Source organism: Paenibacillus sp. FW104-T2, from assembly GCF_058789975.1.
This window is the reverse complement of record NZ_JBYTCE010000012.1, coordinates 152941-169827: the sequence shown is the minus strand read 5'-3', so window position 1 is coordinate 169827 and position 16887 is coordinate 152941. Positions and strand designations below refer to the sequence as shown.

Sequence of the window (16887 nt, the reverse complement as noted above, 5' to 3'; positions counted from 1 at the left end):
TTGCTCACGAGCATGTTGAATTACATATGGAATGAGGAGATCGTATGACAACAAGAGGAATCGATCATATAGGGATTACTGTGCCGGATGTGGAACAAGCGACTGTTTTTCTTCAGCAGGCATTCGGCGCCAGACTTGTATATGACAACATTACGCCTCAGGATCCCCCGCAGGAAGGTACTGAAGCAGAACGGAAGCTGGGGCTTCCACCTGGAGCCAAGGCCACTCATATTCGAATGTTATCTGTCGGGGAGAGCGCCAGTATTGAACTATTTCAGTTTGGAAATACCGAGCAGAATGATCCTGCCAGGGCATCAGACTTCGTTGTGCAGCATGTAGCCTTATATGTGGATCAGATGGAGAACGCGGTGAAACGATTCACAGAGGCAGGAGGAGAGCTTCTCTCCGAGCCCAGTGCTTTGTCCGGCCCAATCGAAGGCGGGGAAGGCAATCAATTTGTATATGGACGTGCACCGTGGGGCATGTTGATTGAGCTGATCTCTACCCGGCCGGCATCGATTATCCCCATGATAGTGAGGATCAACGTTGGACACCCAAGGCAGGAAGGAGTGATTAGAGACTGGGAAGGCCCTTCATATTGATGTGCTGAGCTCGCTCCTTGTGAGGACTGTTTCGGATGAAACGGTCCTTTTTTTGTGCGTATTTGTCCATTTACGTGTTGACACGTTGATAATAAAATGAGGCTTAGTCCATTAAGTTTACCAAAATAAGATTATGCAAAATTTTTTTTGAAAAATCAAAGATAAGTGATCCAAATGTCCTCAATTGGGGTATCAATAGTAGAAGCGTTCAGAACGATCACGTGAATACATAAAAATTGGAGAAAACGGAATTCCATTTTTGAATTTTGCACAGGGATAATCTACGAAAAAATAAGCGATAAGAATAAGGTTATGGGGGAAATCAGGTGCCTATAGTAGAGTTGGACAAGAAAAAAGACGTTGTCACCGACGCGCTGGTCATTAAGGCCATGGAAAAAAGTCTGGCGATCATTCGTTTCGATCTGGATCGGCGGGTGACTTATGTCAATGAGACATTTGCTCGTACGATGGGATATCAGGTAGATGAAATGTACGGGATGCATCATCGGCAATTATGTTTTGCTGATTTCGCTAACAGCATGGATTATGAGTTGTTCTGGAACAGTATCTTTAACGGCGTAAGCTTCCAGGACAAGATCGAGCGTAAGGATGCCAGTGGCAACTCCGTATGGCTTGAAGCAACATATATGCCTGTCTACGATGAGAATAACGAGAGAATTCTGGGCGTCTCCAAAATTGCCACCAACATTACAAACCGTCAGAAAAACATCTCGGCCGTAGTCCATGAATTGAAAACGATGTCACATGAGATGAACGAGCATGCGGATATTGGGATTGAACGCAGTCGTGAGCTGCTGTCCAGCATCACAGAAATTTCAGAGGTTTCGGCTCATAACCGGGCTACTTTAGCTGATTTGCAGGAGCAAGCAGGCTCGATCCAAGGTGTTGTCAAAACCATTCAGCAGATTGCATCGCAGACACAGCTGCTCGCACTGAATGCGGCCATCGAAGCTGCACATGCAGGTGAGTACGGGCGCGGCTTCGATGTTGTGGCGAAGGAAGTCAGAAAGTTGTCTGCCATGGTGACCGATTCCATTAATGAAATCCGCGATAGTGTGAAAGGCATAACAAAGGAGATTAAGAACATATCCAGCGGTGGACAAAAAGTCGAAGGGTATGCGCAGCAAAGTCAGCAGCAGATTGAAGTGGCTTTGAAAGATTTTACAACGATTGCGGAATCTGCACAGCTGCTCGATGCCAAGGCGCAGCAAGTTACCAAGATCGTCTAAGATGTAACTCTCTTTTATAAATCAATTTAAACAATGACAATAACGAAGCAGGCTCCCGAAACAAGGGGCCTGCTTTTTATGATGCTAAAAAAACGGGAATTATTGTGAGCCTTCAGGGAAAGAATACTCAGAAATACATGTAGGTTCAGGTTTGCAGCATAGAGAAATGTTGGGGTGAGAGGCGATGTGGTCTACAATTTTATCGTTTGTCCCCGGTTGGGGAATATGGCTGCAGGCTTTTTTGGTCGTGGCTATTCCGCTTGTCATATTAAAAACAGCCCGATGGCTGAGTTCTTCCATCAAAAAGGGAGCATTCACCAAAGCCGATTCACAGCAAAAGCAAGACTCAGGTGATTCCTCATCGAATGGTGTTAACCAGGCACAGGGTAGTGAAACCGGCGCGTATGCGAACATCAAGCTTACGGGACACTACACTACAGATTTGATCAGTTCAAGAGAAACGTTTGGCCAGAATGCCGACGTACATATTCGGGAATTTTTCATCTATGGTACAGATACGCCTGCAGCTGTCATGTATGTTGATGGGTTGGTTGACCAGAATTTGGTCGACGAACACTTGATTACTCCCCTTATGTTGAGAGGTGTACCTGAGCTGAAACAGGAGGCTTTCTTACATCCGGAACATGCTCACCTGCTTAAGGGATATCTAAAAAATCATTTGCTGCCTGTCAGTCAGGTAGAGGAAACCGAATCACTTCAGGAACTTGCTCTGGCTGTGCTCTCCGGGAAAAATGCTCTGATTATTGAAGGGATGCCTGGAGCTCTCCTGATTGGGTCAGCGAAAGGAAAAACACGCAGCGTTGAGGAGCCGTTGTCTGAAGCCCTGCTCCGTGGTCCGCGAATTGGTTTTACGGAAAGTCTCAGTGATAATACGGGGGTACTCCGCCGATATGGCAGTAACCAGAGCCTGTTCATAAAAAAATATGAAGTAGGTACACGGATCAAAAAGGATTTGGTAATTGCTTATATTGAGGACATTGCGAACGCGGATATTGTAGCTGAAGTAAAAAAGCGCATCGAGAGGCTGGACGTGGACGCCATGCTGGAATCCGGTTATATAGAGCAGCTTATTGAGGATGATCAACTGAGTCCTTTTCAACAAGTGCAAAATACCGAGAGACCGGACCGGGTGATCAGTGCCTTGCTTGAAGGACGTGTTGCCATATTGCTGGATGGTACACCCTTCGCATTGATTGTGCCGACAACATTCAGCATGCTGCTGCAATCTCCTGAAGACTACTATGAGCGATGGATTCCGGGTACATTTCTCCGCATGCTTCGTTTTCTGGCAGCCATGATTGCCCTTCTTGCGCCTGCCTTATATATTTCGTTTATTTCTTTTCATCCCGGTCTGATTCCGACCAAACTGGCTTTGACCATTATTGAGACGCGAAAAGGAGTACCGTTTCCCTCCATTATTGAAGCGCTCATCATGGAAACGGCGATTGAGATATTGCGTGAAGCCGGCATACGTCTGCCGAAACCGATTGGACCAGCGATGGGGATCGTCGGCGGTCTCATTATCGGGGATGCTGCCGTACAGGCAGGGATCGTCAGTCCGTTCCTTGTTATTGTCGTTGCCGTTACGGCAATCTCGTCATTCTCCATTCCGACGTACAGCGCAGGTATAACACTGCGGATTCTGCGTTTTATAGGCATGTTTAGTGCAGCTATTCTTGGCTTGTACGGAGTGGTTTTGTTTATCCTGTTACTCTGCAGTCATCTTTCACGGTTACAAAGCTTTGGCGTTCCATATGTCAGCCCGAGTGTTCCTTATAGATTATCAGACTGGAAGGACTTTCTGATTAGGGCCCCGATGAGCATGATGAGGAAACGCCCTTACATGATGAAACCGAAAGATCAGGACCGCAAGAAATGAGGACAAGGCTATGAAACTGATGAAGAGGTGAAACCGATGAAGCCTTCCTACACACCCATTACGACTACGCAGGCAGCGATCATGATCATTAACTACATGCTGGGAGCAGGTATTCTGACCTTGCCGCGGACTACGGTGGAGGCCGTAGATACACCGGATGTGTGGATTTCCATTATCATCTCGGGTGTAATCATTACGCTCATTGGTTTCATCATGGTTACGCTGTGCCGGAGATTTCCAGGGAAAACGGTGTTTCAGTTTGTCCCAGAGATTACCGGTAAGTGGATTGCCATGGTAATCAGTATGGCAATCATCCTGTATTTTCTTATTATCTCTGCATTCGAAGTCAGGGTGCTGGCGGAAGTGACCAATTTATACCTTCTTGAGCGTACGCCAACTTGGGCGATTGTGATGGGGTTTATGTGGATCGGAATCTATCTGATATCGGGCGGATTGAATGCAATCGTCCGATTATTCGAGATTATTTTACCTATCACTATTGTTATCTTTGTCATAGCCATCCTGCTTAGCAGCAAAGTCTTTGAAATTAATAACCTGAGACCGGTACTAGGTGAGGGATTTATGCCGGTTATCAAAGGATTGAAGCCGTCGCTCTTGGCCTATACAGGCTATGAGATCATGTTTGTCATCATGGCTTATATGAAGAGTCCAGAGAAAGGATTTAAGTCCGTTATTTGGGGGACAGCTATTCCTACAGTGATCTATCTGGTTACAGTCATTATGGTGGTGGGCAGCTTGTCCATTAATGGCATGAAGACCCGGACCTGGCCAACCCTTGATTTGATGCGAAGTTTTGAGATTCAGGGATTGATATTTGAACGGTTTGAATCGTTACTGCTGGTCATTTGGATTATGCAAATTTTCTCGACATTCACCGTCACACTGTATGGTGCTTCCGTAGGAAGTGCCCAGTTGTTCAAACGAAAGGAAATACTGGGAGCCATGTTTATATTGGTTGCCCTTATCTATTTTATTGCCTTTCTTCCGAACGACGTCAACCAGACTTTCGCACTGGGTGACTTTGTGGGGAAAGTTTCCGTTTTTCTGTTTGCCATCCTTCCAGCACTGTTGTTGCTGTTAAGTTTTGTTCGCAAAAAAGGAGGCCAGAAGAAATGAAGATGCCTTGGAAGAAACTAATATTGTTTTCGGTATCGCTATGCATGTTATTTACGCAAACAGGCTGCTGGAGCAGCAAAGAGATCGAGGACTTGGGCGTCTATGTGGCTCTGGGAATAGATGTAGCCGAGCAAACGGAATTTGAAAAGGATGTAAATGCTCACGGTGGTCATTATCCCAAAGAAAACAACATAACCGCCACAGTGCAGATTGTACCTAAGGATGCTTCCAAATCAAATAGCCAGCAAGCTTCTCCAGCAGCAGGTAAATCCTATTTTAACGAACAATTAACGGGGGATTCGCTATTAGAAATATTCCGTCAGTTTGCACTCAGAAGAGATCGTCCCCTTATCGGACATCACTTGAAAGTGATCGTGGTTTCGCAAGAAATTTCACGGAAATACAGCTTGGAACAATTGCTTGACTTTGTATTGCGTGATAATGATATCCGTCCAAGTTGTCTGGTTGTGGTAAGTGATGAGAAAGCCATTGATGCATTGCATTCCAATGATCCTAGTGAAATTCCGGCATTTTACCTGACAGGTCTTGTTGACAATTCATACTTGTCGAATAAAATCATGCCCGCCGTGTCACTGGCCAAGCTGGATGCAACCATGCAGTCAGGCCAGAGCTTTCTTCTGCAGAACGTCATCTCCTACAAAGGAGAACATAAATTTTCAGGCGCCGGGATATATGATGCAAAGACCAAGCGCCATATAGGTACATTAAGCCAAGTCGATCTCGAAGGGCTATCCTGGATCCAGGAAAGGCCTAAGGGAGGCGTATTAAAAACATATGAGGCTCGAACCGGGAGTACGATCGTATATGAGATTAAGCATACCAAAGGCAAAATTATTCCTATCGTCCGTGGAGATGATATCTCGTTTCATGTCAAGGTGGAATCAGAAGGCTGGTTTATGGAAGATTGGGCCGTTCCCGAAATACCAGGGGATGAAGATTACATTCATAAACTGGAGAACGATTTCAAAAAAATCGCTGAACAGCAGGTGAAACAGGCTTTGGATAAAATGCAGCACAAGTACAAGGTGGATGTTGGCGGGTTTGGCGAGCAACTGCGCATCAAATATCCAAAAGTATGGAAAAAAGTTAAACCGGATTGGGATAAGACATTCAGTCAAATCCCGATTACCTACGATATTAAAATCAAAATCAAAAATCAGGGGTCTTCGACTGAGTAAGATCTGAAGGAGTAATTCTGAACATGCCATAAAGCCTTTTCAAACCCGTGAAGGATCTGAGAAGGCTGTTTTACATGCCCTTGTCCAAGTTATTCAATTACCAACATACGTGGCGATGTGTCCTGAATGACACGGGAGGAGAACCAGGAGCCGAGAGCTGCTGCAATCATGCCGATGCAAGCGAATAGAACAATTCCAACCCCATTTAGAATAAGAGGAAGATGTACTATACCATAGTCAGCAAGGATCATTTCAAGAAGAACAGGCAGCACATACATGCCAACCAGGATTCCCAGCAGGGCGCCCATCGCGGATAGGAGCGATATTCCCATGGCAATAGACAGCCGAATGCGACGCGAGGTTAATCCAAGCGATTTGTATATCCCGTACGTTCTGCTTTCTTTGCGGATACTAATCCGGCAGGTACTGAAAATAATAACAAATGTGACCAGGATAAACAGCAGCCCAATCAGGCTCATGGGATAAATTAAAATGTCAGCCGCTTCAGCATAGACTGAATCAAGTAAAGTCTTTTGGGTGACAACAGAAGCGGAATCTTTAAATTCATTGTTTAGTTCCTCTGTTACCTGTTCTGCTTCCAGCGGATCATTCAAATTAATGAATACAGCATCAAAATCACTGTAATTCGGACGAATTGTATTCATGGCCTCTATCGTAATTCGTCCTGAGATAGACATATTGGCAATAGCTTGATATATTCCTGTGATGAGAAATGTGCGCTTCTCCCCTTCAATATAAAGGGCCAGGAAGTCACCCGGCTTTTTGTTTAAGGATTCAGCTACACCCACGCCGATAGCGATTTCATTCTCCTGCTGTGGGTTATTTCCCTCTAATGTCTCAAATCCAAGATCCTGATAACTTCCATCCAGTACACTCAGAGCTACACTGGTGGATTGCCGCTTATCATCCCCTGAAGAGTCTGGGCTAACTACACCAGTAATGTTTCCTTGCCAGCCTGCATTTTTGATTCTTGCATCCTCTTGTAACCATTGATTGAAATCCTCTTTGGGAAAGGTGCTTTTATTAACAACGACAGCGGCGATGTTGGCATTGTCATAACCCCACTGGGCAGCGGTCTGAGCAATTCCGGTGATACTGCTTAACAGAACAAATCCCAAAACCAGTACGGAAGAGGCTGTTGTTGTCAGCAATAGCATTAGAATAGAACTTTTGATGTTTTTGGTGACATGGCGAACTCCGATAACTGCACCTACAGGCAGGCGCGTGAACCCGAAGAGACTGGTTAGCGGAGAGTTCATTTTCTGTGCCATCCGGGTATTGTCCAGCTCCGACATTCCATAACGGATGGCCTGAACCGGCTGAATACTCCGCGCTTTTTTGGCATACATCACAACGAACAAAAGGATCATGGTGAACAGGAATACGCTCATAAGCATGGCTGAGCCTATCCCCTCGACCGAGATGTCACGATTTCCCACGCGAAGAGAAGACACGGAGATATTGATGATGAATTTGGATATCCATATACTGAGCCCAAGTCCCGGAAGGATGGCTATACAGGAAAGCAAGAAATATTGGATGACATAAGTACCGATCGTTTTTGCCGAGGTCAGTCCGAGTGATTTCAGAATGCCGATTGTTTTATAGTTGGCCAGGATGGCATCCGAAATTGTAAATCCGATCGTAATCAGAGCGATGGCAAGCATGACAACTCCTAGGAAAATCATAATGAATCCGATGATTTGATTAATGATCAGATAGAAAGAAGAGATGCCCTCAAACTCCATCTTGGTTTCCAGAAACGGACTGCCTGCCTCGAGCGAATACCGTTCCCAATAGCTTAAATTGGCACTATAATCGTCGAAGTGGATACCCAGCATATAATTATCGTTTCCCGGAAGAGAGTGAACATGCTCCGAATAATCGGAAGGGTTCATCCAGACTCGTGCTGTATTGGTGAAGGGTGCCCCATAGGGGACATCGACTACAATACCGGATACTTTCAATTCGATGGTAGTGCTCCCCGTTTTGAAACCAATAGTATCTCCTGCCGAGACACCGTAGGCATTGGCCATGGAAGTGGGAATCCAGACCGAACCTGGCGCGGGAACCACTTCCGGTGTTCCACTTGAAAAAATAAGCTCATCCACAACCCGCGGCGTTGACGGGGTATTTATCATGTAAAGGTAAATGTTAGGAATATCCGTTCCATGAAACGAGATGCCCGATACCGTTCGATACGTAAGCAATTCAGACACTTCAACGCCGTTCTGCGAAGCCCACCAGGAGTGAACAGCCTTTGGATCATTCAGGCCTTTATCAAAAGTCAAAATCTGATGAGATCCATTGGTGCGGGTATGCATTTCTCTAAACTGATTACCTGTGTTGGCCAGAATCATGACAGCTGTAGACAACAGCAGCGTGGATAGAAGAATGAGCAGAGCGATAAACGAGTTTTGTATTTTGCTTCTGCCTAGATAGGAGAGGCTAAGTTTCAACATGACAGCCATCGTTATTCCTTCCCCGATACAAAGGCAAAAATCATGTCCTCACGGTCATGAACCTGATGCTCGTTATAGGGTTCGAATTCGAGAATGCCACCAACCTTACCGTCCCGGATTAATATGAGACGATCGGCACGGCAGGCTGCCTTGATATCGTGAGTGACCATGACAACGGATTGCCCTTTTTGATGAATGTCTGTCAGGATGTCGAGAACAGCCTTACCATGCTCCACATTCAGACTTCCAGTCGGTTCATCAGCGAAAAGGACGTCAGGAGTATTGATTAAAGCCCGTGCAATGGCGGCTCGCTGCTGCTGGCCTCCTGAAGTCTGGGAGGGAAGACGGCTGCTCAGACTGTCAATATCCAAGGATTTCATCAATTGGGCTGCCCTTAGCTGAATTTCATTCTTTTTGGTTCCGGCGATGTAACCCGGCAGTGCAATATTCTCTCGTATGGAGAGATCCGGTACGAGATTAATATTCTGATAGATATAACCAATCCGGCGAGTGCGAAAATCAGACATTTCCCGTTCGCTGTAAGCATCGATGCGTTGTTCCTGAAAATAGACTTCACCAGCAGTCACATGGTCCAGACCACTCAGCAGATAGAGCAGGGTGGATTTGCCCGAACCCGAGTTACCCATGATGACGGTAAAATCCCCTTGGTATATATCCAGATCAATATTGCGTATGGCATGGTATTGTTCCGGGCCTGCGCTGTATGTTTTGCATAGATTATGTGCACGAATAATCGTTGTTTTGCTCAAGAAAATCACTCCCCAAGGCGGTATACGTTTTATTTTAGAGGGGGGATGTTGAGGAAGTCTTATCAAATTATGAATAAAGTCTTACAGGCAGGATGCCAGCCTGAATGGATTGGGACGAGTCAGCAGACCGGCAGGCTAAATTGAAAGCTGGTTCCTTGCCCCTCTTTGCTTGAAAAGGATATGCGTCCCCCATGTGCTTCAACAATATTTTTGCAGATGGATAAGCCAAGGCCTGTACCCTCTTGCACGTGTCTGGATACAGGAGACGCCTGCCCCCGGAAATAACGTTCAAATACAAAAGGCATATCCTGTGCCCGTATTCCGGGACCAGTGTCCATGATTGTCACAATGAACTGATCGGCTCTCAGCTCGGTATAAACACGAATGGCATCCCCGGGATGGGTGTGCTTCAGTGCATTGGATATAAGATTGGCCAGCACTTGTTCGATCCTTGTGGTGTCCATGCGGATTAACACATTCGGAACGGATTCAGGCGTTTCATACGTTAGGCCTTTCAGATGCACAGCATGTCCGAATGATCCAAGCATGGCTTCGAACGTGGGACCACTATAAACTTCACGCGGCTCTACGGATATCTGACCCAGTTCCTGCAGTGCATGAAGTAATAAATCTTCAACCAATTGGGCGGTTTTGTCCGTGTGGGTCTGCATGATTCGCATATACTCCATCAGGGTTTCCTCATCTGCGCATATTCCTTCCATAATGGCCTCAATATACGCTTTAACCGTGGTAATGGGTGTTTTGATATCATGCGAAATATTGGTGATGAGTTCCTTCTGCGCCTGTTCTTGCTTCGTACGTTGTTCACTCAAATGCTTGATTTCGGTGCGCATCAGATCGAACATGGCATATAATTCGCCTACTTCGTTTGCATGTTTATAATGAATTAGCTTATCGTACTTTCCCTTAAGAATTGATTCAGCATGTTGCTGGAGCATATGTACCGGTGACAGTAATCGTTTATGTATTTTGCGATGCATGGTTAACAGAAGAATGCCGAGAATAAGTGTGATTATGATGGATATGCCTGCAACCAGATAAGGCAGGATGGATGAAGGCTGGACAGTAACCATGGCTTTAGGGATGGTAAAGATGGCGTTTCCGATCTGAATTCCATCTGCAGCATGGAGGACCGGAAAAGCCATGTCCACCACATCCTCTCCATTGCTGGCATGTCCCGCATGACTCAGATCATAATGCAAGGCGGATGCCAGATGGATATGTTCTCCTTGAGAGGACGGATTTGAAGAAAATAGAATCGTACCGTCCAGGCCGACATAGGATAACTGGATGCCTTGCTCTTCGGCGAGGGCACGAACGTTTTCCTGAACCTCCGGGCTGGTGAGTTGATGAAGATTCTGCTCCAAAGCAAGCATCACCGGGTTGATGCTGAGCCGGACCAGATGAATGGACAAGTTGGACTCCTCTGTATGATGACCTGACCGATCCACGGCAAGTGTCAGGCTGCATCCAAGGAGAGAAATAAGCAGAATGAGTACGGTGATCAGCCAGCGTTTGGACCATTGGAGTAACAACATCGAGATTGTGGTCTCCCATCTTCTTAGTGGTTGAATTTGTAGCCGACTCCCCAGACTGTCTTCAGAACAACAGGCTCGGAGGGGGTGGCTTCAATTTTCTCTCTCAATCTTCGAATATATACAGTGACCGTATTTTCATCCCCGTAAGCATCATATCCCCAAACTGCGTCCAGCAATTGTGATTTGGAGAACACCTGATTCTTATGGCTCGCCAGGTAGTACAGCAGTTCGAATTCCTTCGCAGAAAGTGAAACTTCATCTCCGCTTAGCGTAACCTTGTACGCTTTCTTGTCGATCACCAGGTTGGACAGACGAAGAAGATGTTCCTCCTCACGCTCGGATGCAAGACTGTCATACCGCCTGAAATGGGCATTGATTCGCGCAAGCAGCTCACTCAGGGAGAAGGGTTTGGTCATATAATCATCTGCCCCAAAGCCCAAACCAAGCACCTTGTCGGTATCACTTCCTCTTGCACTTAGAATGAGGATCGGAATATTGTTTCTTCGTCTTATCTCACGGCATACCTCAATACCATCCATATCCGGAAGCATGATATCCAGGATAATATAGTCCGGCTGCAGCATGTCCATCAGTTGCAATCCATCTTGTCCAGTCGCTGCAACTGCCGCGTCATATTGGTTTTTGTTCAGATAGTCTCTTACTATGCGTGAAATGTCCTGCTCGTCTTCAATAATGAGTATTCTACGTGAATGAGGCATAGGTATCGCTCCAATAAAGGGTAATGGAAATTTCGTTAATGATGGTTGAATCTGTAAATGACTATGATTTTAACTATACAGGGTTATGTGGGAGGAGTCATGAATAAATTTGGAGCAGTAAAAAGTTCAAAGAACCCATGAACGTGACCTGTTTATAGGTCGTCATGGGTTCGAGATTCCAGGAATGTTACACATGCTCCATATCAAAAGACGGGTGGGACTGGGATTTCAGATATTCCAGAGGGGACATGCCGAAGTGAGCACGGAACACCCGGTGGAAATAGGAATAGCTGGCGAATCCACACGTCTCGGCGATATGCTCCAGTGTCATCTCACTGTACTTCATGCGTTCCAGTGCGACATTCAGACGAATTTCAATAGCGTACTGAATCATGGTTTTGCCGTAGTGTTCCTTGAACAGCCGTACAGCGCGTGACAGACTAAGACCAGCGTAACGGGCAGCCTCCTCAAGTTTGAACGTAACGGTAGCATGTTCCTCAATGAAACGCTTTAGCTTCAGGGTGGAGGACACGCTTCGATCCGTCTGGAGACTTTCGCTAATCGCACGGTCGATGTACAGACAGAGTCCGCGTAATAGGGCGTCTTTTAACTCCTCATTTTCTTCAAGAGGTCCCCGGCGCTGCTCCAGCAAAATATTGCGCCACAGGCTGACCAGCTTGTCATCCAGTCCAATGCGGTTTACGGTAGGGCGCTGAATTCGCTTCCACCACTGATCAATCCAGGAACCTTCACAGAACAAATAATAATCTCCGCTGGACAATCGTCCTTCCTTATGCGGTTCTGCGACCACGAGATGATAGTCATCTCCTGGTTTCAACAGCAGCAAATCCCCGCTCGTCATCGTAAATTCTTCATCCTGCACATATACCTTGCAAGAGCCTTCGGTTTGCAGACGGAACAGGTAGGTCTGAAGCTCGCCCTTCATGTTGTGGTTAAATGCCTTGTAGTGATAAGAGTAGTCACAGATCAGTACTGAAGTCTTCAACGGTTCCAAAGATGCAATCCTCCAATATAGGTATCCTGCATGCACTTTTATAGGTGAAATCATCGTGATGCAAAATACTGGAATAAAAAATCAGTCAAATAGTTCATGTTCTGACGATATTGTATATGTTCATTCTAGCCTGTTTTGCGGTAGGATGATACCAGATAGAGCAATGAAAGCAAATTTGAGAGCAGAGGTGTATCATTCATGAAAAAACTTAATATTGGTTTGCAATTGTTCACCCTCCGTGATGAAACTGCAGCAGATTTCCGTGGCACATTGCGCAAGGTAGCAGAGCTTGGTTATGAAGGTGTGGAATTCGCTGGTTATGGTGACATTCCTGCCGAAGAGATGAAAGCATTGCTGGATGAGCTGGGCCTCAAAGGATTCAGCAGCCACGTTTCCCTGAACGCGATGCGCGAAGATTTGCAAAAACAAATTGATTACCTCAAAACGATTGGGGCTCAATATATGATCTGTCCTTACCTCATGCCTGAAGATCGTCCTGACAATGCTGAAGGCTGGACCAAGCTGTTCGCTGAACTGCAGCAATATGGTGCGGAAGCAGCGAAACAAGGCTTGATCTTTGGTTATCACAACCATGACTTCGAATTCCATGGCCAAGTTGGCGACAAAAATGCCTTTGATGCCATGTTCGCTGAAACGACGCCAGAGGCTGTACAAGTGGAAATGGACGTATGTTGGGTCCAATTTGCGGGACAAAATCCGATCGAGTATATTAATCAATATGCAGGCCGTCTGCCGCTTCTGCATCTGAAGGACTTCAGCAAAGACGAGCAGGGTCAGATGAAAACATTGGAACTGGGACAAGGTTCGGTTGACCTGCCAGCAGTTATTGAAGCATCAACGAGCGCAGGTGTGGAATGGCTGATCGTGGAACAGGATGTATGTCAGAATCCTCCACTTGAAAGCGTAGCCAACAGTTATAACTGGCTCAAACAGAACTACCTGAACCAATTTTAATCTAGCAATTCGAATCATTGAATGAAGCAAATGCTGAATCTACTTGTCAAAGGGGACATTAATCCATGAGTAAAATTAAAGTTGCTGTATTCGGCTGTGGAGCCATTGCTGAACGCAGACATATTCCAGAATACGCTGCTAACGAAAACGTAGAGCTTGTCGCTTTTGCCGATCCAGTTGTGGAGCGTGCAGAGAAAATGGCCGAAACATACGGCGGCAAAGCATACTCCAGCTACGAAGAGCTGCTTGCAAATGAAACAGTTGATGCTGTTAGCGTATGCACACCTAACTATCTGCATGCCTCCATGGCCATTGCTGCTGCGAATGCAGGCAAGCACGTGCTGGTTGAGAAGCCGATGGCTGTTACTACCGAAGAAGGCGAGCAAATGATTGAAGCTGCCAAGAAAAACGGTGTGTATCTAATGGTTGGACACAACCAACGCCTGATGCCTCCACACGTCAAAGCAAAAGAAATCCTGGATTCCGGCAAACTGGGTAAAGTGCTGAACTTCCGTACTTCCTTTGGTCACCCAGGACCGGAAGCATGGAGTGTGGACGGAGCAGAGAGCTGGTTCTTCCGTAAGGAAGAAGCAATTATGGGCGCCATGGGTGATCTCGGCGTGCACAAGTCTGACTTCATCCGCTATTTGCTGAACGATGAAGTGTCCGAAGTGGCTGGGTTCATCAGCACCCTGCACAAAGAAGGCACGGAAGTGGATGACAATGCGACATGCTTGCTTCGCATGAAGAGTGGTGCCATTGGTACACTCGTTGCCAGCTGGACTCAATACAGAGCAGGAGACAACAGTACGGTTCTGTGGTGCGAGAATGGCGTTATGAAAATCGGTACGGTCGAAGGCGACGAAGTAATCGTTGAGCTGACGAATGGTACGGTTGAAACGTACAAAGTTGGTGCGATGGCAACAAATGAGAAGCAGGTACCAAGCGGCGTTATTGACGCATTTGTGGAATCCATTGTGACTCAAACGCCTCCAAGCATCTCCGGTGAAGAAGGCCTTCGTTCCCTGCAGGTCATTCTGGCAGCCTTTGAATCCGAGAAGACAGGTCAGATCGTTAAACTGTAAGACGGACCCGTTCAAGGTCATTATATATGTTCATGTGAGGGTACCCTCCAGCGTTTCTCTGGTTGGTGCCCTCTTTTTATTTACTTTAAGTAAGGAAAAGAGACGGCCTCCCGCATCGAAAGTGGGGAGGGCCGTCTCTTAAACTGTACTGCGTTTGAAGCGCTTCCGCTTTTGATCAGCTCTTGCGGTTACACAACTGGTTTGGCGTCACTCGCAAGATCAAGCCAGGCAATCTCGTCACCAGTCAGAGTCAGGCGTGAGCCTTCGTCACAGGATAACAGCTCATCGCGATTCTGCGCGCCGATCAGTGCGCAGGTCGGGAAGGATTGATTCAATACATAAGCTAATGCGATCTGAATGGCCGTCGTATTCTTCGTTTCGGCCAATTCCCCGGCACGGCGCAGTCTTTCCCAATTGCCGTCACTGTAGAAGACACGAACCAGATCAGCATTGTCACGTACCTCAGGTGTGAAACGACCGGTGAAGAAGCCGCGTGCCTGCGAGGACCAGGACAGCAGCGGAAGCTGTGTCCGTTCATGCCATGCCAGCGTCTCTGCATCTGCTGATACACAGCCAGCCCAGAACGGTTCGTTCGCCTTGGCCAGGCTGAGATTCGGGCTGCTGAATGTGAAGCCCTTCAGACCATGTGCAGCCGCATACGTGTTGGCTTCCTCCAAACGCTGCCAAGTCCAGTTGGAGGCACCGATCGCACCAATTTTACCAGACTCAATGTGCTCATTCAGTGCTTCAAGAATGATGCCAACAGGAATGTTTGGATCGTCCCGGTGTAATGCATACAATTCGACATGATCAGTCTGCAGACGTTCCAGGCTGGTGAGCAGATCGCTGCGAATGGCGTCGGCATTGACACGGGGACCGTTCATATCATGGTGGGCACCCTTTGTCAGAATGACGACCTGATCGCGATTACCGCGCTCTTGCATGTAGCGTCCTAGCACTTCTTCACTCTGTCCGCCGCAATAGATGTGAGCCGTATCCACGGTATTTCCGCCAATCGCCAGAAAAGCATCCATGTTGGTGGCAGCTTTTTCGTAAGCATCATGCACAAAATAATCCGTACCTTTGATCAACCGGGAAATCGGTTTTCCTGCACCATTAATTGTAATGAATTCCATTGTACACACCATCCTCGCTTATAGTGTAATTCGTGTACGTTCCTCTGCAGAACGAAGGCAAGCTTCAAGTACTTTCATATTGGCCACCGCATCGGATGAAGCAAAACGCATATTTTTACCTTGAAGCACGGCACGTGCCATATCATCCCCCTGCAGGGAATAGTGGTTGACCTGAGGGACCTCAACTTCCCTGCGTTCACCGCCCGCTGTAACGTAGAAGTTCGAGCTGCGGTCCGGATTGCTGATAAATGCGGATGGAACCTCGATTATGCCATCCGATCCAAGCACCTCCAGCGTATTGCGGAATGCTGCCCACATGCTGCTGTCAAACGTGACGCCGACGTGATCATTGAATTCAAGTAATCCCGAGGCCATCATGTCGACATGGTCGTGTTCAGGGGAGAACATGCCAATGACCGTTACCGCTGATGGTTCCTGGCCGAGCAGCAGCCGTGCTGCACTGATGGAATAACAGCCAATATCATAAAGAGCACCGCCGCCCCATTCACGTTTGAACCGGACATTGCCTGCGGAACCGGAATTGTTGAACGAAAATGTACTATGAATACCGCGAATTTCCCCAATTTCACCGCTGGCAATGACATCTCTGATCTGGTCGTAACGGGGATGATGCCGGTACATAAACGCTTCGGCGAGCAGTACTCCGGCATCATCACAGGCTTGCGCCATTTCGCGTGCCTCCTGCTCGGTTAATGCGAGTGGTTTCTCGCACAGAATATGTTTGCCCGCCTCAGCTGCGCGGATCGTCCACTCCCGGTGAAGATGGTTGGGAAGGGGAATATAAACAGCGTCAATGGAGTCGTCCTCCAGCAATGCTTCATAGCTGCCGTAAGCCTGGGGGATTCCAAGCTGATCAGCGGTTTGTTTCGCCTTTTCCTCGTCCCGGCTTGCGATCGCCGCCACTTCATTCAACTCCGATTGCTGCAAACCAGGAATGACAGAACCTTTGGCAATGCTAGCGCTACCAAGAATGCCCCAGCGTAATTTTTGATCTGAATTCATGAGTTGTTTCCTCCTGTGGATGAATGTATATTGT

General features: G+C 47.0%; 14 protein-coding genes. 7 read left to right on the top strand and 7 right to left on the bottom strand.

Annotation, left to right across the window (positions count from 1 at the left end; genetic code table 11):
• Window positions 1-44: 44 nt before the first annotated feature.
• The 5 genes from AC3WQ3_RS16980 (at window position 45) to AC3WQ3_RS16960 (ending at window position 6088) form a co-directional block, all read left to right on the top strand.
• A complete protein-coding gene (locus tag AC3WQ3_RS16980) occupies window positions 45-602 on the top strand; it encodes a VOC family protein (RefSeq protein ID WP_492472864.1) in 558 nt (185 codons plus the stop codon).
• A 389-nt stretch (window positions 603-991) separates the two neighbouring features.
• Window positions 992-1852, top strand: a complete 861-nt coding sequence (locus tag AC3WQ3_RS16975; protein ID WP_419720068.1) for a methyl-accepting chemotaxis protein — start codon at window positions 992-994, stop codon at window positions 1850-1852.
• Window positions 1853-2036: 184 nt separating this feature from the next.
• Window positions 2037-3752, top strand: coding sequence for a spore germination protein (locus tag AC3WQ3_RS16970; RefSeq protein WP_492472863.1), 1716 nt, complete (start codon window positions 2037-2039; stop codon window positions 3750-3752).
• A 36-nt stretch (window positions 3753-3788) separates the two neighbouring features.
• On the top strand, window positions 3789-4889 hold the full coding sequence (locus AC3WQ3_RS16965; RefSeq protein ID WP_336783908.1) for a GerAB/ArcD/ProY family transporter: 1101 nt from the start codon (window positions 3789-3791) through the stop codon (window positions 4887-4889).
• Window positions 4886-6088: a Ger(x)C family spore germination protein gene (locus tag AC3WQ3_RS16960; RefSeq protein ID WP_492472862.1), complete on the top strand. Its 1203-nt coding sequence runs from the start codon at window positions 4886-4888 to the stop codon at window positions 6086-6088. The genes AC3WQ3_RS16965 and AC3WQ3_RS16960 overlap by 4 nt, the downstream gene beginning before the upstream one ends.
• Before the next feature lie 89 nt (window positions 6089-6177).
• Here the strand turns inward: AC3WQ3_RS16960 and AC3WQ3_RS16955 are convergent, their stop codons facing one another.
• The 5 genes from AC3WQ3_RS16955 to AC3WQ3_RS16935 all read right to left on the bottom strand — a co-directional run bounded on the left by AC3WQ3_RS16955 (window position 6178) and on the right by AC3WQ3_RS16935 (window position 12625).
• Window positions 6178-8571, bottom strand: coding sequence for an ABC transporter permease (locus AC3WQ3_RS16955; RefSeq protein ID WP_492472861.1), 2394 nt, complete (start codon window positions 8569-8571; stop codon window positions 6178-6180).
• Window positions 8572-8582: 11 nt separating this feature from the next.
• Window positions 8583-9341 (bottom strand): ABC transporter ATP-binding protein, encoded by a 759-nt coding sequence (locus AC3WQ3_RS16950; protein ID WP_492472860.1) that lies wholly within the window; start codon window positions 9339-9341, stop codon window positions 8583-8585.
• 119 nt (window positions 9342-9460) lie between these two features.
• Window positions 9461-10900, bottom strand: a complete 1440-nt coding sequence (locus tag AC3WQ3_RS16945; protein ID WP_492472859.1) for a sensor histidine kinase — start codon at window positions 10898-10900, stop codon at window positions 9461-9463.
• A 23-nt stretch (window positions 10901-10923) separates the two neighbouring features.
• Window positions 10924-11619: a response regulator transcription factor gene (locus AC3WQ3_RS16940; RefSeq protein WP_492472858.1), complete on the bottom strand. Its 696-nt coding sequence runs from the start codon at window positions 11617-11619 to the stop codon at window positions 10924-10926.
• A 187-nt stretch (window positions 11620-11806) separates the two neighbouring features.
• Window positions 11807-12625 (bottom strand): AraC family transcriptional regulator, encoded by an 819-nt coding sequence (locus AC3WQ3_RS16935; protein WP_095361747.1) that lies wholly within the window; start codon window positions 12623-12625, stop codon window positions 11807-11809.
• A 207-nt stretch (window positions 12626-12832) separates the two neighbouring features.
• On the opposite strand from AC3WQ3_RS16935, the gene AC3WQ3_RS16930 reads away from it, so the two are divergent.
• The gene (locus tag AC3WQ3_RS16930) at window positions 12833-13609 is read left to right on the top strand and encodes a sugar phosphate isomerase/epimerase family protein (protein ID WP_492472857.1); all 777 of its coding nucleotides are present in this window, start codon (window positions 12833-12835) and stop codon (window positions 13607-13609) included.
• 65 nt (window positions 13610-13674) lie between these two features.
• The gene (locus AC3WQ3_RS16925; RefSeq protein ID WP_492472856.1) at window positions 13675-14694 is read left to right on the top strand and encodes a Gfo/Idh/MocA family protein; all 1020 of its coding nucleotides are present in this window, start codon (window positions 13675-13677) and stop codon (window positions 14692-14694) included.
• Window positions 14695-14882: 188 nt separating this feature from the next.
• Here AC3WQ3_RS16925 and AC3WQ3_RS16920 read toward each other — a convergent pair whose 3' ends face one another.
• Both AC3WQ3_RS16920 and AC3WQ3_RS16915 read right to left on the bottom strand, forming a co-directional pair.
• Window positions 14883-15830, bottom strand: coding sequence for an aldo/keto reductase (locus AC3WQ3_RS16920; RefSeq protein ID WP_154896661.1), 948 nt, complete (start codon window positions 15828-15830; stop codon window positions 14883-14885).
• Between the two features lie 18 nt (window positions 15831-15848).
• The gene (locus AC3WQ3_RS16915; protein ID WP_492472855.1) at window positions 15849-16853 is read right to left on the bottom strand and encodes a Gfo/Idh/MocA family protein; all 1005 of its coding nucleotides are present in this window, start codon (window positions 16851-16853) and stop codon (window positions 15849-15851) included.
• Between the last annotated feature and the right edge of the window lie 34 nt (window positions 16854-16887).

Coding starts and splice junctions, on each gene's coding strand:
- AC3WQ3_RS16980 (WP_492472864.1), top strand. CDS start 45: ATGACAACAAGAGGAATCGATCATATAGGGATTACTGTGCCGGATGTG.
- AC3WQ3_RS16975 (WP_419720068.1), top strand. CDS start 992: ATGGAAAAAAGTCTGGCGATCATTCGTTTCGATCTGGATCGGCGGGTG.
- AC3WQ3_RS16970 (WP_492472863.1), top strand. CDS start 2,037: ATGTGGTCTACAATTTTATCGTTTGTCCCCGGTTGGGGAATATGGCTG.
- AC3WQ3_RS16965 (WP_336783908.1), top strand. CDS start 3,789: ATGAAGCCTTCCTACACACCCATTACGACTACGCAGGCAGCGATCATG.
- AC3WQ3_RS16960 (WP_492472862.1), top strand. CDS start 4,886: ATGAAGATGCCTTGGAAGAAACTAATATTGTTTTCGGTATCGCTATGC.
- AC3WQ3_RS16955 (WP_492472861.1), bottom strand. CDS start 8,571: ATGTTGAAACTTAGCCTCTCCTATCTAGGCAGAAGCAAAATACAAAAC.
- AC3WQ3_RS16945 (WP_492472859.1), bottom strand. CDS start 10,900: ATGTTGTTACTCCAATGGTCCAAACGCTGGCTGATCACCGTACTCATT.
- AC3WQ3_RS16940 (WP_492472858.1), bottom strand. CDS start 11,619: ATGCCTCATTCACGTAGAATACTCATTATTGAAGACGAGCAGGACATT.
- AC3WQ3_RS16930 (WP_492472857.1), top strand. CDS start 12,833: ATGAAAAAACTTAATATTGGTTTGCAATTGTTCACCCTCCGTGATGAA.
- AC3WQ3_RS16925 (WP_492472856.1), top strand. CDS start 13,675: ATGAGTAAAATTAAAGTTGCTGTATTCGGCTGTGGAGCCATTGCTGAA.
- AC3WQ3_RS16920 (WP_154896661.1), bottom strand. CDS start 15,830: ATGGAATTCATTACAATTAATGGTGCAGGAAAACCGATTTCCCGGTTG.
- AC3WQ3_RS16915 (WP_492472855.1), bottom strand. CDS start 16,853: ATGAATTCAGATCAAAAATTACGCTGGGGCATTCTTGGTAGCGCTAGC.